Origin of the sequence: Streptococcus koreensis (genome assembly GCF_003627135.1) — a bacterium.
GTDB classification, from domain to species: Bacteria; Bacillota; Bacilli; order Lactobacillales; family Streptococcaceae; genus Streptococcus; species Streptococcus ilei.
Window position 1 is genome coordinate 1,522,223 of the sequence record NZ_CP032620.1, and the last position, 22,397, is coordinate 1,544,619.

16 protein-coding genes are annotated in these 22,397 nt (G+C 42.3%); all 16 read left to right on the forward strand.

Annotation, left to right across the window (positions count from 1 at the left end; translation table 11 throughout):
• The first annotated feature begins 133 nt into the window (after positions 1-133).
• The 16 genes from D7D50_RS07640 to D7D50_RS07720 all read left to right on the forward strand — a co-directional run bounded on the left by D7D50_RS07640 (position 134) and on the right by D7D50_RS07720 (position 22,347).
• Positions 134-877, forward strand: a complete 744-nt coding sequence (locus D7D50_RS07640) for a DeoR/GlpR family DNA-binding transcription regulator (protein WP_023023334.1) — start codon at positions 134-136, stop codon at positions 875-877.
• Positions 874-1,785 (forward strand): 1-phosphofructokinase, encoded by a 912-nt coding sequence (gene pfkB / locus D7D50_RS07645; protein WP_120701900.1) that lies wholly within the window; start codon positions 874-876, stop codon positions 1,783-1,785. The genes D7D50_RS07640 and pfkB overlap by 4 nt, the downstream gene beginning before the upstream one ends.
• Positions 1,782-3,749, forward strand: a complete 1,968-nt coding sequence (locus tag D7D50_RS07650) for a PTS fructose transporter subunit IIABC (protein WP_120701901.1) — start codon at positions 1,782-1,784, stop codon at positions 3,747-3,749. Before pfkB ends, D7D50_RS07650 begins: the two co-directional genes overlap by 4 nt.
• A 198-nt stretch (positions 3,750-3,947) precedes the next feature.
• Complete coding sequence (locus D7D50_RS07655) at positions 3,948-4,322, forward strand: DUF1149 family protein (protein WP_048788860.1); 375 nt, start codon at positions 3,948-3,950, stop codon at positions 4,320-4,322.
• Positions 4,323-4,325: 3 nt separating this feature from the next.
• A complete protein-coding gene (locus tag D7D50_RS07660; protein ID WP_120701902.1) occupies positions 4,326-5,174 on the forward strand; it encodes a DegV family protein in 849 nt (282 codons plus the stop codon).
• Between the two features lie 9 nt (positions 5,175-5,183).
• On the forward strand, positions 5,184-5,951 hold the full coding sequence (gene dapB / locus D7D50_RS07665) for a 4-hydroxy-tetrahydrodipicolinate reductase (protein ID WP_120701903.1): 768 nt from the start codon (positions 5,184-5,186) through the stop codon (positions 5,949-5,951).
• Positions 5,948-7,168, forward strand: coding sequence for a CCA tRNA nucleotidyltransferase (locus tag D7D50_RS07670; RefSeq protein ID WP_120701904.1), 1,221 nt, complete (start codon positions 5,948-5,950; stop codon positions 7,166-7,168). Before dapB ends, D7D50_RS07670 begins: the two co-directional genes overlap by 4 nt.
• Complete coding sequence (locus D7D50_RS07675) at positions 7,165-9,036, forward strand: ABC-F family ATP-binding cassette domain-containing protein (RefSeq protein WP_120701905.1); 1,872 nt, start codon at positions 7,165-7,167, stop codon at positions 9,034-9,036. Before D7D50_RS07670 ends, D7D50_RS07675 begins: the two co-directional genes overlap by 4 nt.
• 10 nt (positions 9,037-9,046) lie before the next feature.
• Entirely contained in the window at positions 9,047-9,577 is a 531-nt protein-coding gene (locus D7D50_RS07680) for a DUF308 domain-containing protein (RefSeq protein ID WP_120701906.1), read from the forward strand.
• 134 nt (positions 9,578-9,711) lie between these two features.
• Complete coding sequence (locus D7D50_RS07685; RefSeq protein ID WP_120701907.1) at positions 9,712-10,671, forward strand: ROK family glucokinase; 960 nt, start codon at positions 9,712-9,714, stop codon at positions 10,669-10,671.
• 94 nt (positions 10,672-10,765) lie between these two features.
• On the forward strand, positions 10,766-11,605 hold the full coding sequence (locus D7D50_RS07690) for a thymidylate synthase (RefSeq protein WP_120701908.1): 840 nt from the start codon (positions 10,766-10,768) through the stop codon (positions 11,603-11,605).
• A 239-nt stretch (positions 11,606-11,844) separates the two neighbouring features.
• Positions 11,845-18,789, forward strand: a complete 6,945-nt coding sequence (locus D7D50_RS07695) for a CshA/CshB family fibrillar adhesin-related protein (protein WP_120701909.1) — start codon at positions 11,845-11,847, stop codon at positions 18,787-18,789.
• Positions 18,790-18,938: 149 nt separating this feature from the next.
• The gene (locus D7D50_RS07700) at positions 18,939-19,451 is read left to right on the forward strand and encodes a dihydrofolate reductase (RefSeq protein WP_120701910.1); all 513 of its coding nucleotides are present in this window, start codon (positions 18,939-18,941) and stop codon (positions 19,449-19,451) included.
• Between the two features lie 210 nt (positions 19,452-19,661).
• Positions 19,662-20,894: an ATP-dependent Clp protease ATP-binding subunit ClpX gene (gene clpX / locus D7D50_RS07710; RefSeq protein ID WP_120701912.1), complete on the forward strand. Its 1,233-nt coding sequence runs from the start codon at positions 19,662-19,664 to the stop codon at positions 20,892-20,894.
• An 11-nt stretch (positions 20,895-20,905) separates the two neighbouring features.
• A complete protein-coding gene (yihA, locus tag D7D50_RS07715; protein WP_120701913.1) occupies positions 20,906-21,502 on the forward strand; it encodes a ribosome biogenesis GTP-binding protein YihA/YsxC in 597 nt (198 codons plus the stop codon).
• Between the two features lie 146 nt (positions 21,503-21,648).
• The gene (locus D7D50_RS07720; protein ID WP_120701914.1) at positions 21,649-22,347 is read left to right on the forward strand and encodes a glucosaminidase domain-containing protein; all 699 of its coding nucleotides are present in this window, start codon (positions 21,649-21,651) and stop codon (positions 22,345-22,347) included.
• Positions 22,348-22,397: the final 50 nt, after the last annotated feature.

Consider the following 22,397-nt stretch of genomic DNA (forward strand, 5'->3'; position numbering starts at 1 on the left):
TGAGTTTAAAAGAGAGAGTGATAGAAATTGATAGAAAAAATGATAGAAAATGAAAGAAAATGATATTTAGTGCTTGACTTTGAAAGATAATAGAGTATAATAGTCCTTGTAATCGTTTCCGAAAGGAGCTTGTATGTTAAAATCTGAACGAAAACACATCATTTTAGAAAAGGTTATCAAAGAGCGAATCGTCTCTATTGAGGATTTGGTTCAAGAGTTAAACTCTTCGGAATCAACCATTCGACGCGATTTAGATGAATTAGAAGCAGAGAATAAACTGAGACGAATTCACGGTGGAGCTGAAAGTCTTCATTCCTTGCAGGAAGAAGAAAGCAATAAAGATAAAGCAATCAAAAACGTGCAAGAAAAATCTGCCATTGCAAAAAAAGCAGCAGAATTGATCAAAGATTTTGAAGTTGTCTTTATCGATGCAGGAACCACCAATGAATTATTGGTTCATGAATTGGCCAATCCAACCGTTACAGTTGTGACCAATTCCATTCACCATGCAGCTAGTTTAGTAGAGAGAGACATTCCAACGGTCATCATCGGCGGGATGGTCAAGACTTCGACTGACGCTAGCATCGGAGGAATGGCTTTGAATCAAATCGGCCAGTTGAGCTTTGATCGAGCTTTTATTGGAATGAATGGCGTAGACCTAGAGTCGTATAGCACACCGGATCTTGAAGAGGGGGCCGTCAAACGTGCCATTCTAGAGAATGCAAAGAATACTTATATTCTTCTAGACTCGTCGAAACTTGGACGGACATCTTTTGTCAAGGTAGCTCCGGTTAAGAGAGCAACCATTATTACTAATACTTCGGATACGGAAATCCTTTCTAAATTAAAAGAGAAAACGGAGGTTATAGAGGTTTGATTTATACAGTAACACTGAATCCTGCCATTGACTATATTGTCCGTCTCGATCATGTAGAGACAGGGGCGGTCAATCGGATGGCTTCGGAAGATAAATTCGCCGGTGGTAAGGGAATCAATGTCAGTCGTGTCTTGAAGCGACTCGATATCGAGAACACAGCAACTGGGTTTATCGGTGGTTTCACAGGACGCTTTATCGAAGACGTGCTAACAAGCGAAGCTATTTCAACTAACTTTGTGACCGTGGACCAAGACACCCGGATCAATGTCAAGATCAAAGCCGATGAGGAGACAGAGATCAATGGCAATGGTCCAGAAGTGACAGAAGGTCAGTTGCAAGAACTGCTCAGTATCCTATCCAACTTGACAGCAGATGATGTGGTAGTCTTTGCAGGCTCTGCCCCCTCTTCACTTGGAAATGCCATTTACAAGGAACTAATTGCAGCAACCCGTGTGACAGGTGCGCAAGTCGTTTGTGACTTTGAAGGCCAAACCTTGATTGACTCCTTGGAGTTCAATCCCCAATTGGTCAAACCAAACAACCATGAGTTGGGAGATATTTTTGGCGTAACCTTGACGGAATTGCCAGAAATTGAACGCTACGCCAAAGAAATCTTGGCGAAAGGAGCACAGAACGTCATTATTTCCATGGCGGGTGATGGAGCTCTATTGGTTAGTCCAAGTGGTACTTATTTCGCAAAACCTATTAAAGGACAGGTGAAGAACTCAGTCGGAGCTGGAGATTCCATGGTAGCAGGTTTCACTGGAAAGCTCGCAACGACAGGAGATGTCATCGAAGCCTTCAAATGGGGCGTGGCTTGTGGAACTGCGACCACCTTCTCAGATGATTTGGCAACAGCGGACTACATTAAAGAAACATATGAAAAAGTAGAGGTAGAAAAACTATGAAAATTCAAGACGTTTTAAATAAAAACGTGATGTTGTTTGACCTTCAAGCAACAGACAAAGAGGGCGTGATCAATGAAATGATTCAATCGCTCGTCGACAATGGTGTGGTGACAGATTTTGAAACTTTCAAGACTGGGATCATGAATCGTGAAGCGCAAACTTCCACTGGTTTGGGCGAAGGGATTGCTATGCCTCACAGCAAAAACGAAGCTGTAAAAGAAGCAACGGTCTTGTTTGCAAAATCAAACAAGGGTGTAGATTACGCATCACTTGATGGCCAACCAACTGACTTGTTCTTCATGATTGCAGCTCCAGAAGGGGCAAACGATACTCACTTGGCAGCTCTTGCTGAATTGTCTAAGTACTTGATGAAACCAGGATTTGCAGACAAACTCCGCCAAGCAAGCACTCCTGATCAAGTGATCGCAGTTTTCAACGCAGAAGAGCAAGAAGCTGCAGCTGAGGAAGCGAAAAAAGCAGAAGCTGTCAAAGAAGCAGCTTCATCTGACAAACCACTGATCGTTGCTGTTACAGCATGTACAACAGGTATCGCCCACACTTACATGGCGGAAGACGCCCTCATCAAAAAAGGTGAAGAAATGGGTGTTACGGTCCGCGTTGAAACAAATGGTGCATCAGGCGTCGGCAACCGCTTGACAGCAGAAGAAATCGCTAAAGCTGAAGGGGTGATCATTGCTGCTGATAAGGCAGTTGAAACCGCTCGTTTCAATGGCAAAAAATTGATCTCTAAACCAGTCGCAGCCGGTATCCGCCAGACAGAAGAATTGATCCAAACCATCTTAGATGGCAAAGCAGATGTCTTCCACGCTGAAAATGCAGCAGAAGCTAGCGCTAGCCAAGAAAAATTGAGCTTGGGTGGAGCCTTCTATAAACACTTGATGAGTGGGGTTTCTCAAATGCTTCCATTCGTTATCGGTGGTGGGATCTTGATCGCCCTTGCCTTCTTGATTGACCAAATTCTTGGAGTTCCTCAAGATCAATTGTCTCAACTTGGTTCATACCATGAATTAGCAGCTCAATTTAAAACAATCGGTGGTGCAGCCTTTGGCTTTATGCTTCCTGTACTTGCAGGTTACATTGGATTCTCCATCGCTGAAAAACCTGGTTTTGTAGCAGGGTTTATTGCAGGATCTATTGCTAGCTCAGGGTCAGCCTTTGGTAACATCGCTTTCGGTGCTGCTAAAGGTGAATTACCAGCAGCCGTATCATCTGGCTTCCTTGGCGCTTTGGTTGGTGGTTTCCTTGCAGGTGGAGTCGTTCTCTTCCTTCGCAAAGCTCTTGCAGGCCTTCCACGCTCACTCGATGGGATCCGTTCAATCCTTCTCTTGCCATTACTTGGTGTTGGTTTGACAGGTTTCTTGATGTTCCTCATCAATATTCCAATGGCTGCTATTAATACTGGTCTTAACAACTTCCTTTCAAGCTTGTCAGGTAGCTCAGCTGTCCTTCTTGGACTTCTCGTCGGCGGTATGATGGCTGTCGATATGGGTGGACCAGTTAATAAAGCCGCTTATGTCTTCGCTACAGGTACACTTGCTGAAACTGTTGCTTCAGGTGGTTCTATTGTGATGGCAGCCGTTATGGCAGCTGGTATGGTTCCTCCATTGGCAGTATTTGTGGCAACCGTCTTGTTCAAAGATAAATTCACACAAGAAGAACGCGATTCTGGTTTGACAAACATTGTTATGGGTCTTTCCTTCATCACAGAAGGTGCCATTCCATTTGGTGCAGCTGATCCAGCTCGTGCTATCCCAAGTTTCATCGCAGGTTCAGCCTTGACAGGTGCCCTTGTTGGTCTTGCAGGTTTGAAACTGATGGCTCCTCACGGAGGAATCTTCGTCATCGCCCTTACTTCAAATCCACTTCTTTACATCTTATTTGTATTGATCGGTGCAGTTGTAAGTGGTATCTTGTTCGGCTTGCTTCGCAAACCTAAAAACTAAATATACATAAAAGAGGCTGGGACAAAAGTTCTAGCCTCTCAATTGTCTTTGTATTGTCGGGCAAGACGCAGTACTTGAGTGGGCTCTACTTTCTTGTTTTTTTGATAGAAAACAGAGTGAAAAGTCATGGTTCTGCAATAGAATCTTGATTTAATTTATGGTATAATTTTCATAACGCTTATTTTTAGGAGAACAAGTATGGATATTCAACGTGAAAAAGAATTTGTCAGCCAGTATCATTATGATGCTCGTAACTTTGAATGGGAAAAAGAAAATGGTACTCCCGAGACAAAAGTAGACGTCAACTTTCAATTGATTCAACGCGATACAGAGTTAAAGACAACCTCTTTAATCGTTATTTTGACCTATATGATTGTCTTTGATGGCTTTGTCATCAGCGGGACCATTACCCAAATCAACCACATTCACAATCGTTTAGTCAACGAGCCAAGCGAATTCAGCAAAGAAGAAGTGGAAGAACTAGCTCGTCCTTGCTTAAATATGCTGAATCGTTTGACTTATGAAGTTACTGAAATCGCCCTTGATTTACCAGGGATCAATTTGGAGTTTTAATGCATGAAATTAGCAGTCATCACAGATTCTTCTGCCTATCTTTCAGATGAATCAAGAAGACACGATAATTTATTTGTCCTAGATATTCCAGTTGTCATTGATGGAGTATCTTACGTAGAAGGTAAAAACCTGACAGCAGAAGAGTTCTATCAAAAGATGGAATCTTCGTCTGAACTTCCGAAAACTAGTCAACCTAGTATCGCGGAATTAGAAGAACTCTTGGCGCAATTAGAATCTAAAGGCTATACCCATGTTTTAGGAATTTTCCTATCTTCAGGTATTTCTGGTTTCTATCAGAATATCCAGTATTTGAAGGATGAGTTCCCGAACATGACCATCGTTTTCCCAGATTCTAAGATCACCAGTGCTCCGCTTGGCTGGATGGCTGAAGAAGCAATCAAATGGGCAGGTGAAGGTCGGTCATTTGATGAAATTCTAGCTAATATCCAGATACAAATCGATGGGACTTCTGCCTACATCATGGTAGATGATCTCAACCATTTGGTCAAAGGGGGCCGTCTTTCTAATGGAGCTGCGATCCTTGGGAATCTTCTCAGCATTAAGCCCATCCTCTATTTTAATGAGGAAGGCGTGATTGAAGTGTATGAGAAAGTTCGTACAGAGAAAAAAGCCATTAAACGCTTAGCTGAGATTGTCAAAGAAGGAACTGCGGAAAAAGACTATCAGATCATTATCATTCACGGGAATGCACTGGATAAAGCGGAAACACTTCGTGATATTCTTCATCAAGATGGTTTTGCTGGTGAGATTCCATTTGCGACCTTTGGCAGTGTCATTGGCACGCATTTAGGAAATCATAGCGTTGCCATTAGTTTTGTACCGAAAGTATAAGGAGAAAACATGCCAATTAAAGTAGTGATTGCAGGTTTTAAAGGTAGAATGGGCCGAGCGGCTTATCACATGGTGTTAGAAGATCCTGAGCTTGAACTAGTTGGCTTGATTGATCCCCATGCGTCTGAGAATGAGTTGACGGGTGTTCCAGTCTTCCATGACAAGGAAGGCGTTTTGATGCTGGAAGCGGATGTGTGGATTGACTTCACCATCCCTAAAGTTGCCTATGAGCATACCCGCTTTGCTTTGGAGCATGGACTGGCGCCTGTGGTCGGAACGACAGGATTTACAACAGAAGAAATCACTGACTTGATTGATTTATCTCGTGAGAAGAATATTGGAGGGCTCATCGCGCCAAACTTTGCCATTGGGGCGGTCTTGCTCATGCAATTTGCAACGCAGGCAGCTAAGTACTTTCCAAATGTTGAAATCATTGAGTTGCACCACGATAAAAAGAAGGACGCTCCTAGCGGGACTGCTATGAAGACGGCTGAGCTTATCAGTCAGGTTCGTCAACCGCAAGAGCAAGGTGCGCCGGACGAGGAAGAAAGTCTTCCAGGAGCTCGTGGTGCCAACTACCAAGGGATGCATATCCATTCGGTTCGCTTGCCTGGTCTGGTAGCCCACCAAGAAGTGATTTTCGGTAGTAAAGGAGAAGGATTGACCTTACGCCACGATTCCTATGATCGGGTGTCCTTCATGACAGGGGTTAATCTAGGAGTAAAAGAGGTAGTCAAGCGTCATGAGCTTGTCTATGGTTTAGAACATCTATTATGAGATTAAAAAAACTGCCTTCTGAATTTCAGGAGGCTTTGCCAATATTAGAAAAGATTCGAAAAGCTGGGTATGAAGCTTATTTCGTCGGAGGCTCTGTGCGAGATGCTATTTTAGGTCGTCCCATTCACGATGTAGACATCGCTTCCTCCTCTTACCCAGAAGAGACCAAGGCTATTTTCGAGCGGACCATTGATGTCGGGATTGAACACGGGACAGTCTTAGTTTTAGAGAACCATCAGGAATATGAAATTACCACCTTTCGAACAGAGGATGTCTATGTCGACTTTCGAAGACCCAGCTCGGTAAGTTTTGTGCGCTCGCTAGAGGAAGATCTTAAGCGCCGAGATTTTACTGTCAACGCCTTTGCTTTGAGTGAAGAAGGGGAAATCATTGATCTTTTCAAGGGGCTGGAAGATTTGGAGAATCGAATTTTAAGAGCTGTTGGAGTGGCGACAGAACGCTTTAACGAAGATGCCCTTCGGATCATGCGTGGTTTTCGGTTTCAGGCCAGTCTTGGGTTTGATCTAGAAGAAGAGACCTTTAAAGCTATGACAGATTGCGCCCCCTTGCTAGAAAAGATCTCTGTCGAGCGAGTTTTTATTGAGTTAGATAAGCTCCTCTTAGCTCCTTATTGGCGAAAGGGCTTAGAAGGGTTGATTGCTAGTCATAGCTATCAGTATCTTCCTCTCTTACAGAATAGTCGTTCGTCACTAGAGAAACTTTTCCAACTGAAGATGGACTATAGCTTTACGAGTTCAGAGCAAGCATGGGCTGCCTTACTCTTGACCTTAGATGAGAATAAGGTTTCTGCTTTTTTCAAGAAATGGAAAACGTCTCGTGACTTCGCTAAGAAGGTGGAGCAGTTGGTTGAAATCTACCGCTTACGTGAAAAGGCTCGTTTAAATCGTCGGGACGTCTACCGCTATGATAAGTCTCTGCTCTTATCAGCGGAAGAACTACGTCAGGCTCATGGATTGCCTGTAGATTTCCAAGTCATTGAGGAATTGTATGATTCTCTAGCTATTCATGATAAGCATGAAATTGTAGTCAATGGTGGGTTGTTGATCAAGGAATACGGCTTAAAACCAGGTCCAGCTCTAGGACAAGTGATTTCTGCCATTGAATGGGCCATTGTAGATGGAGAATTAGAGAATGACAAAGAAGCGATTGGAGATTTTTTGAGCGACTATCTTGAAGCTAAGAAGGGGGAAGCATGAGCGATTTTATCGTTGAAAAACTAACCAAGTCCGTCGGGGACAAAACGGTCTTTAAAGATATTTCTTTCATCATTCATGAGCTGGATCGGATTGGACTAATCGGGGTTAATGGGACAGGGAAAACAACTCTCTTAGATGTTTTATCTGGTCGTTCAGGCTATGACGGAGATCGTTCTCCTTTTTCTGCAAAGAATGATTATAAGATTGGCTATCTCACTCAAGAACCTCAGTTTGATGATAACAAAACTGTCCTCGATACAGTGCTGTCAGAAGATGTGAAAGAACTCCAATTGATTCGTCAGTATGAACTGTTGACGAGCCAGTACGATGAGAGTCAGCAAGCTAAACTGGAAAAAGTGATGGCAGAGATGGATTCTCTCAATGCATGGGAAATCGAAAGCCAGGTCAAAACAGTTTTAACTAAACTGGGGATTCAAGATCTATCTGCTAAGGTTGGTAGTTTGTCTGGAGGGTTGCGTCGCCGTGTCCAGCTAGCTCAGGTTCTCCTAGGAGACCATGATTTGCTCCTGTTAGATGAACCGACCAACCATTTGGATATTGATACCATCGAATGGTTGACCAATTTTCTAAAGAACTCTAAGAAAACCGTTCTTTTCATCACCCATGACCGTTATTTCTTGGACAATATTTCAACTCGAATTTTTGAACTGGACCGTGCTGGTCTAGTCGAATATCAAGGGAACTACCAAGATTATGTCCGCTTGAAAGCTGAGCAGGACGAGCGAGATGCGGCTCTTCTTCATAAGAAGCAGCAACTGTATAAGCAGGAATTGACCTGGATGCGTCGGCAACCGCAGGCGCGTGCTACTAAACAACAGGCGCGGATCAATCGTTTCCACGACCTCAAGAAGGACCTATCTCACCAGACTACAGAAACAGATCTGGAAATGTCCTTTGAAACCAGTCGGATCGGTAAGAAAGTCATCGAATTTCAAGATGTCGATTTCGCCTATGACCAGAGCCCTATTCTGCAGCAGTTTAACCTTTTGGTTCAAAACAAGGATCGAATTGGAATTGTGGGAGATAATGGTGTTGGGAAATCGACCCTGCTCAATCTCATTGCTGGGAAACTCCAACCGACTGCTGGCAAGGTTGTTATTGGAGAAACGGTGAGAATTGCTTACTTCTCGCAGCAGATCGAAGGTTTGGATGAAAGCAAGCGGATGATCAACTTCCTGCAAGAAGTAGCGGAAGAGGTCAAGACTAGCGCAGGCTCTACGTCGATTGCTGAGTTGCTGGAGCAATTTCTCTTTCCACGTTCCACTCACGGTACCTTGATAGAGAAACTTTCTGGTGGTGAAAAAAAACGCCTCTATCTCTTGAAACTTCTCATCGAAAAACCAAATGTCTTGCTCTTGGACGAGCCGACCAATGATTTGGATATCGCGACTTTGACGGTGTTAGAGAACTTTCTACAAGGCTTTGGTGGACCAGTCATCACGGTTAGTCATGATCGCTATTTTTTAGACAAGGTCGCTTCTAAGATTCTAGCTTTTGAAAATGGTGGTATCCGCGAATTCTTTGGAAATTATACGGATTACTTAGATGAGAAAAAGTTTGAGCTAGAAATGGTTGCCGAAAGTAGCAAACCTGAAAAAGAAAAGGTGGTCAAAGTCCGGGAAGAAAAGAAACGTATGAGTTACCAGGAAAAACAGGAGTGGGCGACCATTGAGAGTGAGATTGAAGATATTGAAAACAAAATCGCAGCCATTGAGACTGAGATGAATGAGAATGGTTCTGACTTCGGTAAGTTGGCCAGTCTCCAACGTCAGATGGATGAAGAAAACGAGCGGCTCTTAGCCAAGTATGAACGGTATGAGTACTTGAGTGAGTTGGCAGAAAACTAAAGGAGGAAGAATGCATCATATTAGCAAATACAGTCTGTTATTGTCATCATTTTTATTTTGTGGCATTGGTTTTATTCTCTTTGTGAATCCAATCGAAAAAATTGCCACCTTTAGTTGGTTGATTTCTCTGGGCTTTTTCTTGATTTCAGTTTCGCGCTTATCACGTTACTACCGTCTACGGACCCAAGCGACCTTGTCGGATCCCTATTTATTTCAAAGTGTGGTCTCGCTAGTCTTTGCAGTCTATCTCTTACTATATGGCTACAAGACCTTGCCAATTGTCTTTCCGATCACACTCGGTATTTGGCTCTTATATAAGTCTGCTTTGAGTTTGAAAAAGGCCCATTACCTTTCCAAACGATCTGAAGAATTATCCAAGAAGTTTACTTTTTGGGGACTCATTCAACTGTTTATAGGATTGTTTCTCATTGTCAGTCCTCTATCGATTAGTGTCTTCTTGTTACATATTTTGGGATTGTTCTTCTTCGTCATTGGCGTACAATCCCTGAGACTCTTTTTAAAGCTTCATAACGAAGAGTAAGAAAATCCTGTCTGTGTTTTTGCAGACAGGTTCTTTTTTGCAAATGAAATTGAGAGAATTCTTGAAAAATGATTGAAACCCTTTTCACATTTTGGTATACTAGTGTCAAGAGAATAGGAACAAAGGAGTGTAAAATGTCCAAGAAAATTATTGGTATTGACTTAGGTGGAACATCTGTCAAATTTGCCATTTTGACGCAAGAAGGTGAAATTCAAGAAAAGTGGTCTATTAAGACCAACATCCTCGACGAAGGAAGCCACATCGTTCCTGATATCATCGCTTCCATTCAACATCGCTTGGAACTATTAAACCTTTTAGCAGAAGATTTCATAGGAATCGGAATGGGATCACCTGGTGCAGTTGATCGCTTCGAAGGAACGGTTATCGGGGCCTACAACCTTAACTGGAAGACTCTTCAGCCAATCAAGAAAGATATTGAGTCTGCCTTGGGAATTCCTTTCTTCATCGACAATGACGCTAACGTTGCTGCCCTTGGTGAACGTTGGAAAGGTGCTGGCGAAAATCAACCAGACGTCGTCTTCATGACACTTGGTACAGGTGTTGGTGGCGGTATCGTGGCGGAAGGAAAACTCTTGCACGGTGCTGGTGGTGTAGCTGGTGAACTTGGCCATATCACAGTAGACTTCGATCGTCCATTTGATTGTACCTGTGGTAAGAAAGGTTGCTTGGAAACAGTAGCTTCAGCAACTGGTATTGTCAATTTGACTCGTCGCTATGCAGATGAATATGCAGGAGATGCGGAGTTGAAACGCTTGATTGACGATGGAGAAGAAGTCACAGCTAAGACTGTCTTTGATTTGGCTAAAGATGGGGATGATTTGGCCTTGATTGTCTACCGTCATTTCTCTCAATACTTGGGTATTGCTTGTGCCAACATCGCAAGTGTCTTGAACCCAGCAAACATCGTCATCGGTGGTGGTGTATCAGCAGCAGGTCAATTCCTCTTGGATGGGGTTCAAAAAGTCTTTGATGAAAATACCTTCCCACAAGTTCGTACTTCAACCCAACTGGTGCTTGCTAATCTTGGAAATGATGCAGGAGTTATTGGAGCTGCGTCACTTGTCCTACAATAGAATCATACAAAAAGAGTTCTAAATTGAATCATTTAGAACTCTTTTTATTTATCCTATGTTATAATGAAAGTATTAAAGTATTTAAGGAGAATGAATGACAAAAGCAGATATCCTTTTTAAAGAAAATATTCGAAGAATTATGGAAGAAGGCGTCTGGTCTGAGCAGGCTCGGCCTAGGTACAAGGATGGTACAACTGCCAATTCCAAGTACATTACTGGGGCTTTTATGGAATTTGATCTAGCCAAAGGCGAGTTCCCTATTACGACGCTTCGTCCTATCGCCATTAAGTCGGCTATCAAGGAGATGCTCTGGATTTATCAGGACCAGTCTAATAGTCTGGAACTCCTAAATGACAAGTACCAAGTCCGCTACTGGAATGACTGGGAAGTGGGAGATACGGGAACAATTGGAGAGCGGTATGGTGCCGTCGTTAAAAAGCACGACATCATCAACAAGATTCTCAAACAGTTAGAGGAGAATCCTTGGAATCGTCGCAATATCATTTCCATTTGGGACTACCAAGCCTTTGAGGAGAGCGAAGGACTCTTACCTTGTGCTTTTCAAACCATGTTTGATGTGCGTCGTGTCGATGGGGAAATCTATCTGGATGCAACCTTGACCCAACGTTCCAATGACATGTTGGTAGCCCACCACATCAATGCTATGCAGTACGTGGCTCTTCAAATGATGATTGCCAAGCACTTTGGCTGGAAGGTTGGCAAGTTCTTTTACTTTATTAACAACCTGCACATCTATGATAACCAATTTGAACAGGCAGAAGAATTACTTCGGCGTGAGCCATCTGATTGCCAGCCTCGTTTGGTCTTGAATGTGCCAGATGGCACCAATTTCTTTGAGATTAAAGCTGAGGATTTTGTACTGGAGGACTATGATCCTGTCAAACCTCAATTGAAGTTTGATTTGGCTATATAGAGATTGTTAGTATAAAACATTATGTAAATAGGAAGAAAGTTTAAAAATTTTCACTAAATTGAACCCTACTTCCTATTTATTAAATATACCGGTTAGTAATATCATCAAAAATTTTAAAAATGATTAGTTTTTTGAGTCATTTCACTTTGATATTTTTAACTAATCTGATAGAATATATAAGGTTTAAAATATAGGCCAATAAATTAGCTTATTAATTGTAAAAAATTATGGAGGAAAATATGGGCAAAGATTTATTTAATGATCGCATTAGCAGATTTTCGATTCGTAAATTGAATGTCGGAGTTTGCTCTGTCCTTTTAGGAACACTCGTTATGGTTGGTACAGCGTCTAGCGTAGCAGCCGAAGAAAACGCAGAGAACCCAGCAACTGTTGCAAAGGCAACAGAAGAAGGGGCTCAACCTGCTACACCAACAGAAGCTCCTGCTTCTACAACAACTGAAGCGAACACTGCTACAACAAGTGAAGCTTCAACTTCAGCTACCACTTACAAAGCTGAAGCGCCAGTGACCCCTTCAGGTGTCGCACCAGCTGCAACTACAGAACCAACGACAACAGCTACGACTGAAGAAAAACCAGCAGTAGCAGCTCCTGCAGCAACAGAAGCTTCAACAAATCCAAGCAACAAGGCAACAGAAGCAGCTACAACAGATAAGAAAAAAGAAGTGGCTGCAGGTGTGGAAGCACCAGCAACTGAAACTCCTACTGTAACAGCAGAAACTTCTGGTAAACGCCGTACTCGTCGTGCAATCGGAGATCCTAATAATGAAAGCTTGATTGGGGATGACGTTGAAGACGCAACTTCAACTCCAAAGGTTGAAAAACCAGGATATACAACAGACCTTGACGCAAAATCTTTGACTAGCCAGATTACATGGTTGGACTTTGGAGATGTAGCCAACTGGACAGGAACCACTACGACATTAGTACCTGCCTCCGAAGTTAAACCAACTGAAAACTTACAAGAGAAAATGGCTCTTCAAGTTGGGGCTACCTATACTAAGGAAATCATGCCTGGATATGTGGTAACCATCAAAGTTAAGTCTTTGAAACCCTTCCAAGCAACTGAAATCTATAAGAAGAGACTAGAAAGCCAAGGAGCTACTGACGCAGAAAAAGCAACCTATGATCCAAATGCTCGAAACGGTTTTGTCAATAATTCGAATTCAAATACTACTAAGTTACTTTTTAATAACGGTGAGGAGGCCATGATTACCGCAGAGCCTCAAAATGGTTATACCGAAATTAAACATGAAGGAATTGACACCAAAACCAAGAAGACAACCATTGCTTCAGCGATAAATGGTGGAAATATCGGAGTTCAGTTTGAAATCTCTGCAACCTTCCGTGGTAAGACAGTTAAGCCAGCTATTGTTATGGCTGATGGAGAGTCTGCCAACCCTGGTGAATTTGTTATGTTCACTACCAATGGAGAAGGTTGGCAACATCTTGGAGAATGGAAAAAAGATTATAGAAGTGGTAGTGTACCGTACATGATACAAGATACGGATAATCTTTTTGGCCCTAACCCTACTACTACTATTAATGGTAAATCATTCTACGGAATTAACCTTAACCAACTTCGCGGGTCTAATCAAGTTGGCCCAGATAAAAAACCAGTCGCTTGGAAGTATTTTGGGAACCCTGACCAAGTAACTGGTGGTCTTGGGACTGGTGTCTTTGGGCCAAATATTTCTGCAGGCGATTCCTCTGTTCCCCTTGTTATGACGCGTGGAGCATCTGAAGTGGGACTTTACATCGCTTCGGGTGGTAAACAGTCTGCTATGCTGGGATTCTTCCCACTTGATGAAGGGGATGCTCCTGAGTCATATGGTAAGGCAGTTCATACCATTGCAACTGTAGACGGTGTCACTGGAGCTAAAGTAAATCAACCGTATCTTGGTAATGTGAGCCCAGATATGGATGAGAATACGACTCTTGACTGGTTCGGTGATGATAAGGCAACTACGGCCGATGAAGGAATTAACCAATTACTTCCAGATGAACTCAAAGGGACAACCAATGAGATGATCAAGATGGACCGTACACGCCCAGGGAACTACAAGATGTCAGTTCAAGCCCATTTGGATGGAGCTAAAGAAGCTTATATCTACGGTTGGGTAGACTTTAACCAAAACGGTACTTTTGACGAAGATGAGCGCTCTGATCTTGCAAAAGTGACCCAAGATGGTACAGTTGAGTTGACCTTCGCAAAAAGCAAGACTTATATCGACCCTAGCGTTAAAGAACTAGGTGCTCGTGTCCGTATTGCCAAGAAAGCTACTGAGATTGAAAGCCCAACGGGTATGGCTTTCTCAGGAGAAGTAGAAGACTTCAGAACTCAAATTACCCACCCACCAAAAGGAGAATTTAAAGAAACTTCTGGCCTTCAAGGTGCTAAACAAACAGCAACCGTAGCCTTTACAGCACGTGGAGAACACAAATATGAACGCGATTCTAAGGCTGTCATCGATGAAACTGTAGAACCATACATCGTTGACAAAGATGGTAACCGTGCAACTCTTGATGCAGAAGGTTACTACGTAGTTCCAGGTCAAGGTAAATACAAGATCACTGCCAATGGTAAAGACGTAGACGTTGAGTTTATCCCAGAAGATAACTTCCTAGGAACTGCAGATGGTATCTCTATCCGTCGTGTAGATAACAATGGTTACGATACGGGTTGGTCAACAAAATTCCCTGATCAAGAAGCAAACGTTGATGGTCAGTTGAATACCATGGATGGTCTTTATATCCCAACAGTTACTCCGATTGAAATTGAAGGGGTTGACAAGACATCGACTGATGTGCAAGGAGCGACTCAAACAGGAACACCAACCTTTAATACAACTGCAACTAACGCAAATGGGGACAAGATTGCGATCTCTCCAAGTGCAGAATATCCTGCTAAATTAGTAGATCCAGCTACAGGACTTACTACTGATGCGACTTCTGTAACAGTAGCAGGAGAAGGAACATACACGATTAATCCTACAACAGGTGAAGTAACCTTCACTCCAGAACCAAGCTTTACTGGTACAGCCAAAGGTGTGGAAGTTACCTTGTCAGCACCAGTTGGTCGTAATAAAAATGGTAAGGTTCAAGAGGAGTACATCAAGACAGCAACGGCTAAGTACACACCAACAGTTGTAGGAGTAACCCCAACAGCAACACCAGCAGAAACAAAAGACATCCAAGGTGCTACTCAAACAGGTAAACCTGAATTCAAGGGTGGTACAGTTGAAGTTAACGGTGTTGAAAAGACTGTTCCAATCAACGAAGATGTTCCAGCAACATTCGACGACGGCTCAACAACTAAGACTGTTGAAGGCGTTGGTACTTTCACAGTAGCAGCAGATGGAACAGTTACATTCGTTCCAGAACCAAACTTTGTAGGAACTGCACCAGCGGTTACAGTTGTTCGTGAAGATAAGAATGGAACAAAAGCTTCTGCGACATACACACCAACAGTTGTAGGAGTAACACCAACAGCAACACCTGCAGAAACAAAAGACATCCAAGGTGCAACACAAACAGGTAAACCTGAATTCAAGGGTGGAACAGTTGAAGTTAACGGTGTTGAAAAGACTGTTCCAATCAACGAAGATGTTCCAGCAACGTTTGACGACGGCTCAACAACTAAGACAGTTGAAGGCGTTGGTACTTTCACAGTAGCAGCAGACGGAACAGTAACATTTGTTCCAGAGAAATCATTCGTAGGAACTGCACCAGCCGTGACAGTTGTCCGCGAAGATAAGAACGGAACAAAAGCTTCTGCGACATACACACCAACAGTTGTAGGAGTAACACCAACAGCAACACCAGCTGAAACAACAGATATTCAAGGTGCAACACAAACAGGTAAACCTGAATTCAAGGGTGGAACAGTTGAAGTTAACGGTGTTGAAAAGACTGTTCCAATTAACGAAGATGTTCCAGCAACATTTGACGATGGATCAACAACTAAGACAGTTGAAGGAGTTGGTACTTACACAGTAGCCCCAGATGGAACAGTAACATTTGTTCCAGAGAAATCTTTCGTAGGAACTGCACCAGCAGTGACAGTTGTCCGCGAAGATAAGAACGGAACAAAAGCTTCTGCGACATACACACCAACAGTAACTCCGGTTAAACCAACTGCAACACCAGCTGAAACAACAGATATTCAAGGTGCTACACAAACAGGTAAACCTGAATTTACTGCAGGTGACAGTCGTGTACCAATCAACGAAGATGTTCCAGCAACATTCGACGACGGTTCTACAACTAAGACTGTTGAAGGCGTTGGTACTTTCACAGTAGCAGCAGACGGAACAGTAACATTTGTTCCAGAAAAATCATTCGTAGGAACTGCACCAGCCGTGACAGTTGTCCGCGAAGATAAGAATGGAACAAAAGCTTCTGCGACATACACACCAACTGTAACTCCTGTTACACCAACTGCTACACCAGCAGAAACAACAGACATTCAAGGTGCTACACAAACAGGTAAACCTGAATTTACTGCAGGTGACAGTCGTGTACCAATCAACGAAGATGTTCCAGCAACATTCGACGACGGTTCTACAACTAAGACTGTTGAAGGCGTTGGTACTTTCACAGTAGCAGCAGACGGAACAGTAACATTTGTTCCAGAAAAATCATTCGTAGGAACTGCACCAGCCGTGACAGTTGTCCGCGAAGATAAGAACGGAACAAAAGCATCTGCAACCTACACACCAACTGTAACTCCTGTTACACCAACAGCAGAAGATGCAACTTCAACTGACAAACAAGGTCAAACCCAAACTGGTAAACCAACCTTCACACCAGGTAATGAAAACGTCCCAATGGATGATGATACACCTGCAACCTTTGAAGATGGCTCAACAACTAAGACAGTTGAAGGAGAAGGAACTTATACTGTTGCTCCAGATGGAACAGTAACTTTCGTACCAGAAAAATCATTCACAGGAACAGGTACAGGCGTAACTGTTAAACGTGTTGATAAGAACGGTACTCCAGTTACAGCTAAATACACACCAACTGTAACTCCGGTAACACCAGAAGCAACACCAGCTGAATCAGAAGCTCCTCAAGGTGTGGTACAAACAGGAACTGTAACCTTCACAGAAGGTGATCCAGTAGCACCAATCGACAAGGATACTATTACTCTTCTTGATGAAAATGGTCAACCAGCTGAATCAGTCGTTGCTAAATCTCCAGAAGGTAAAGAAATCGGTACTTTCACAGTTGATAAGGAAACAGGTGTTGTAACCTTCACACCAACTGATAAATCATACTCAGGTGAAGTCGTTCCAGTTAAGGTTCAAGCCAAAGATGCAAATGGCACTCCAGCTGAAACAACCTACACTCCTAAGATTACTCCAGTTGTTCCAACTGCTGATCCTGCAACATCTACAGATATCCAAGGTAAAACACAAACAGGTACACCAAGCTTCACACCTGGTAACCCTGCAATCCCAATGGATGATGAAGTTCCAGCAACCTTTGAAGATGGTTCAACTACGAAGACAATTCCAGGTGAAGGAACTTACACAGTAGCACCAGATGGAACAGTTACTTTCGTACCAGAAAAATCATTCACAGGAACAGGTACAGGCGTAACTGTGAAACGTGTTGATAAGAACGGTACTCCAGTTACTGCAACTTACACACCAACAGTAACACCAGTAACACCAACAGCTGAACCTGCAACGTCTACTGATGTACAAGGTGCGACCCAAACAGGTAAGCCAAGCTTCACAGAAGGTAATCCAAATGTACCTATGAACGATGAAGTTCCAGCAACATTTGATGATGGATCAACTACGAAGACAGTTGAAGGTGTTGGTACATACACAGTAGCACCAGACGGAACAGTTACATTCGTACCTGAGAAATCATTCGTCGGAACTGCACCAGCAGTAACAGTAGTTCGTGAAGATAAGAACGGAACAAAAGCATCTGCAACCTACACACCAACAGTAACTCCTGTGACTCCAACAGCTGAACCAGCTACATCTACTGATGTACAAGGTGCTACTCAAACAGGTAAACCAAGCTTCACAGAAGGTGACAGCCGTGTGCCTATGAACGATGAAGTTCCAGCAACATTTGATGATGGTTCTACAACTAAGACAGTTGAAGGTGTTGGTACTTACACAGTAGCTCCAGACGGAACAGTTACATTCGTACCTGAGAAATCATTCGTCGGAACTGCACCAGCAGTAACAGTAGTTCGTGAAGATAAGAACGGAACAAAAGCATCTGCAACCTACACACCAATAGTAACTCCTGTGACTCCAACTGCAGAATCAGTAACTTCAATTGGTAACAAGGGACAAATCCAAACAGGTAAACCAACCTTTACTCCTGGTAATCCAAATGTTCCAATGAATGATGAAGTTCCAGCAACATTTGAAGATGGTTCAACAACTAAGACAATTAAAGGTGTTGGTACTTACACTGTGGCACCAGATGGTACAGTAACCTTCACACCAGAACCTGAATTTGTTGGTGAAGCACCAGCAGTGACAGTTGTTCGTGAAGACGTAAACGGAACCAAAGCTTCTGCAACTTACACACCAACTGTTCTTCCTGTGACTAAATTTGTTGACAAAGAAGGCAAAGAAATCCCAGGATATCCTACAGTTGATGGTGAGCAACCAAAAGCTGAAATTCCAGGTTACCGCTTCGTTGAAACGAAGAAATTACCAAACGGTGATACAGAGCACGTCTACGAGAAAGTTACAACTTCACACGTAGATGAAAATGGAAATCCAATTCCTGGTTATCCAACAGAAGATGGTGAGCAACCGAAGAAAGATATTCCAGGTTACGAGTTTGTGAAGACAATTGTAGATGAGAACGGTAATACTCAACACATCTACAAGAAGACGGTGACACCAACACCAGTTCCTACACCAACTCCAACTCCAACTCCAACACCTACTCCGGTTCCTACACCAACTCCAACACCGGCACCAACTCCGGATCCAGTTCCAACACCAGATCCAAAACCAGTTCCAGAAACTAAGGAAACTAAATTCATCAATCCATCTGATGTAACAGCAGTTCTTCCTGAAACTGGTACAGAGGAAAGTTCAAAAACTGGTCTTGCTATTCTTAGCGCTTTGACAGGTCTCTCATTATTTGGACTTGCTAAACGCAAAAAAGAAGACTAAGATCTAGGATTTGCCTCATTAAAACCGCGATAAATCGCGGTTTTTTTGACGGAAAAAATAGGAAGTTTTGCTCAAGGAAGCAATAGTTGGAAACAGTCTTTTCTTGAAAAATTTGATAAAATAGAAGTATCAGTGTAAAGGATGTAAAAATGAGTAAGAAAGTAATTGGTATTTGGGCTCAGACAAAGAATGGGGTAATCGGCAAGGACCAGGTGATGCCTTGGCATTTGCCAGCTGAATTGCAGCACTTTAAACAAACGACTACAGGCCATGCGATTCTCATGGGAAGAGTTACCTACGAAGGTTTAAACAAACGCGTCCTCCCAAATCGGACCAATATCATTCTCTCTAGAGATGACAAATATGATGTAGAGAATGAGAAAGTTTTGTTAAAAACCTCAGTTGAGGACGTTTTAAACTGGTATAAGGATCAGGATTTGTCGCTCTTTATTATCGGTGGTGAGAAGGTCATTCGTCTTTTCGAGCCTTATCTAGAGGAGCTCTATCAGACTGTCATCGATGCCGAATTGGAAGGTGATACTTACTTCCCTGAAGACTTCCGGTGGGATCAGTTTCGCTTACTAGACGAGCGGACAATCGAAAAAGATGAAAAAAACCCTTACGACTTTACCATTAGACATTTTGAAAGAAAGGAAGACTAGTTCATGGAACGTAGTATTTTTGGCTTTTTTACAGCTGTTTTATGCGTGATTTGCCTAGTATGTGCTTCCCAGACCTTTCGGAAAAAGCGCTATGGCTTAGCCACGCTCTTCTTGTTAAATGCCTTTACTAATCTTGTGAATTCTATTCACGCCTTTTATATGACTTTATTTAGATAAATTACAAACAGACTTTAGAATCGGGAGAAGAAAATGCCTACAAATCAATCAAACGATATGATGGTTTATTGTTCCTTCTGCGGGAAAAACCAAGACGAAGTACAGAAGATTATCGCTGGGAACAATGCCTTTATCTGTAATGAATGTGTTGAGTTAGCTCAAGAAATCATTCGAGAAGAACTTGCTGAGGAAGTCTTGTCAGACCTTTCAGAAGTTCCAAAACCAATCGAACTCCTCAATATCCTCAACCATTATGTCATCGGTCAGGATCGTGCCAAACGAGCGCTAGCAGTAGCAGTCTACAATCACTACAAACGGATTAATTTCCACGAAAATCGTGAAGAAGACAACGATGTAGATCTACAAAAATCAAACATTTTGATGGTCGGTCCTACAGGTTCAGGAAAAACTTTCTTGGCTCAAACGCTTGCTAAGAGCTTAAATGTTCCATTTGCTATCGCCGATGCGACAGCCTTGACAGAAGCTGGTTACGTCGGAGAAGACGTTGAGAACATCCTTCTTAAGCTATTGCAAGCTGCTGACTTCAATATTGAACGTGCAGAGCGAGGCATCATCTATGTTGATGAAATCGATAAGATTGCCAAGAAGAGCGAGAATGTCTCTATCACCCGTGATGTGTCTGGTGAAGGGGTACAGCAAGCCCTCTTGAAGATCATCGAGGGAACTGTTGCCAGCGTGCCACCTCAAGGAGGACGCAAGCACCCACAACAAGAGATGATCCAAGTCGACACCAAAAACATTCTTTTCATCGTTGGTGGAGCCTTTGATGGGATTGAAGAAATTGTGAAGCAACGTCTAGGTGAAAAGATTATCGGGTTTGGCCAAAACAACAAAGCCATTGATGAATCCAGCTCTTATATGCAAGAAATCATTGCAGAAGATATCCAAAAATTCGGTATTATTCCTGAGTTAATTGGTCGTCTTCCAGTTCTTGCTGCTTTGGAACAACTGACAGTTGAAGATCTTGTCCGTATTTTGAAAGAACCAAGAAATGCCTTGGTAAAACAATACCAAGCTCTCTTATCCTTTGATGATGTTGAATTAGAATTTGATAACGAAGCCCTTGAAGAAATTGCAAGTAAGGCTATTGAACGCAAGACAGGTGCTCGTGGATTACGCTCTATCATCGAAGAAACTATGATGGATGTCATGTTTGAAGTTCCAAGTCAAGAAGATGTCAAACTGGTTCGAATCACCAAAGAAGCGGTTAAGGGAACTGAAAAGCCAATTTTAGAAACTGCCTAGAAAGAAATTCTATGAAAGTAAATACTCATAATGCAGATATCTTGTTGAGCGCTACCAATAAAAGTCATTATCCTCAAGATGATATCCCAGAAGTTGCACTTGCCGGTCGATCAAATGTCGGCAAGTCTTCTTTTATTAATACCATGCTGAATCGCAAAAATTTGGCCCGTACATCTGGAAAACCAGGAAAAACACAATTGTTGAACTTTTTCAATATCGATGACAAACTTCGTTTTGTCGATGTACCTGGCTATGGTTATGCTCGTGTCTCCAAAAAAGAACGCGAGAAATGGGGCAAGATGATCGAAGAATATCTGACAACTAGAGAGAATTTAAGAGCTGTTGTCAGCCTGGTCGATCTTCGTCATGAACCCTCAGCAGATGATGTTCAAATGTATGAATTTTTAAAATATTACGAGATTCCTGTTATCTTAGTTGCGACCAAAGCTGATAAAATTCCAAGAGGGAAATGGAACAAGCACGAATCCATGATTAAGAAGAAGTTGGATTTTGATAAATCAGATACCTTTATCATCTTTTCATCTGTTAATAAAACTGGAGTAGAAGAAGCTTGGGAATCAATTTTTGATTTTAGTTTTTCGGAATAAATCGTATTATTACTTGACTGTTATTAATTTGTTTGATTTATCTCGATATTGTAATTAAAATGTAATATTTAACTCAACATTTTAGGGTTTTTCTGTGCTATAATCATCTTAAAGACTATTCATTAAAACATTAGGAGATTATCACATTGAAAAAAATACTAAATAAATCGAAATTGATTGGATCATTAGTGGCTCTGGTTGCTGTAGGAACAGTAGCGGCAGCAATGAGTGAGCATGTAGGGAACGTTGGGGCTAACGATGAGGCTTATTCTCAATACGCAGATCCAACAGAAGCTTTCATCTCGCAAATCGGTGAATCAGCTCGTCAACTTGGTCAAGAAAATGATCTTTATGCATCTGTTATGATTGCTCAAGCCATCTTAGAAAGTGGATCAGGTCAATCTGGTTTGTCATCGTATCCACACTATAACCTTTTTGGTATTAAGGGGAGCTATGCAGGTCAATCAGCAGTGATGCAGACTTGGGAAGATGATGGTAATGGAAATGCCTATACAATCAATGATGCTTTCCGTTCATACCCTAGCTACTATGAATCATTACAAGACTACGTTGCAGTTTTGAAACAAGGTCATTTTGCAGGAGCTTGGAAGAGCAATACAACAAGCTATCAGGATGCAACAGCTGCTTTAACGGGTGTTTATGCTACTGATACTAGCTACTATGCAAAATTGAACCACATTATTGAATCTTACAATCTTACTCAATATGATTCACCAAGTGTTTATGGTGGATATGAAGGGACAGTTTACAACCCTTATCGCCAACAATATACAACTCAAGAAATATTGAACTTGGATATCGCTTGGGCGAATCGTTTCTTATAATATATGAATTAAATTGAATTATAAACAGACTATCATAGTCTGTTTTTTTT

Bases quoted from the DNA above. Each gene is read 5' to 3' on its own strand.
- D7D50_RS07640 (WP_023023334.1), top strand. From the start codon at position 134: ATGTTAAAATCTGAACGAAAACACATCATTTTAGAAAAGGTTATCAAA.
- D7D50_RS07650 (WP_120701901.1), top strand. From the start codon at position 1,782: ATGAAAATTCAAGACGTTTTAAATAAAAACGTGATGTTGTTTGACCTT.
- D7D50_RS07655 (WP_048788860.1), top strand. From the start codon at position 3,948: ATGGATATTCAACGTGAAAAAGAATTTGTCAGCCAGTATCATTATGAT.
- D7D50_RS07660 (WP_120701902.1), top strand. From the start codon at position 4,326: ATGAAATTAGCAGTCATCACAGATTCTTCTGCCTATCTTTCAGATGAA.
- dapB (WP_120701903.1), top strand. From the start codon at position 5,184: ATGCCAATTAAAGTAGTGATTGCAGGTTTTAAAGGTAGAATGGGCCGA.
- D7D50_RS07670 (WP_120701904.1), top strand. From the start codon at position 5,948: ATGAGATTAAAAAAACTGCCTTCTGAATTTCAGGAGGCTTTGCCAATA.
- D7D50_RS07675 (WP_120701905.1), top strand. From the start codon at position 7,165: ATGAGCGATTTTATCGTTGAAAAACTAACCAAGTCCGTCGGGGACAAA.
- D7D50_RS07680 (WP_120701906.1), top strand. From the start codon at position 9,047: ATGCATCATATTAGCAAATACAGTCTGTTATTGTCATCATTTTTATTT.
- D7D50_RS07685 (WP_120701907.1), top strand. From the start codon at position 9,712: ATGTCCAAGAAAATTATTGGTATTGACTTAGGTGGAACATCTGTCAAA.
- D7D50_RS07690 (WP_120701908.1), top strand. From the start codon at position 10,766: ATGACAAAAGCAGATATCCTTTTTAAAGAAAATATTCGAAGAATTATG.
- D7D50_RS07695 (WP_120701909.1), top strand. From the start codon at position 11,845: ATGGGCAAAGATTTATTTAATGATCGCATTAGCAGATTTTCGATTCGT.
- D7D50_RS07700 (WP_120701910.1), top strand. From the start codon at position 18,939: ATGAGTAAGAAAGTAATTGGTATTTGGGCTCAGACAAAGAATGGGGTA.
- clpX (WP_120701912.1), top strand. From the start codon at position 19,662: ATGCCTACAAATCAATCAAACGATATGATGGTTTATTGTTCCTTCTGC.
- yihA (WP_120701913.1), top strand. From the start codon at position 20,906: ATGAAAGTAAATACTCATAATGCAGATATCTTGTTGAGCGCTACCAAT.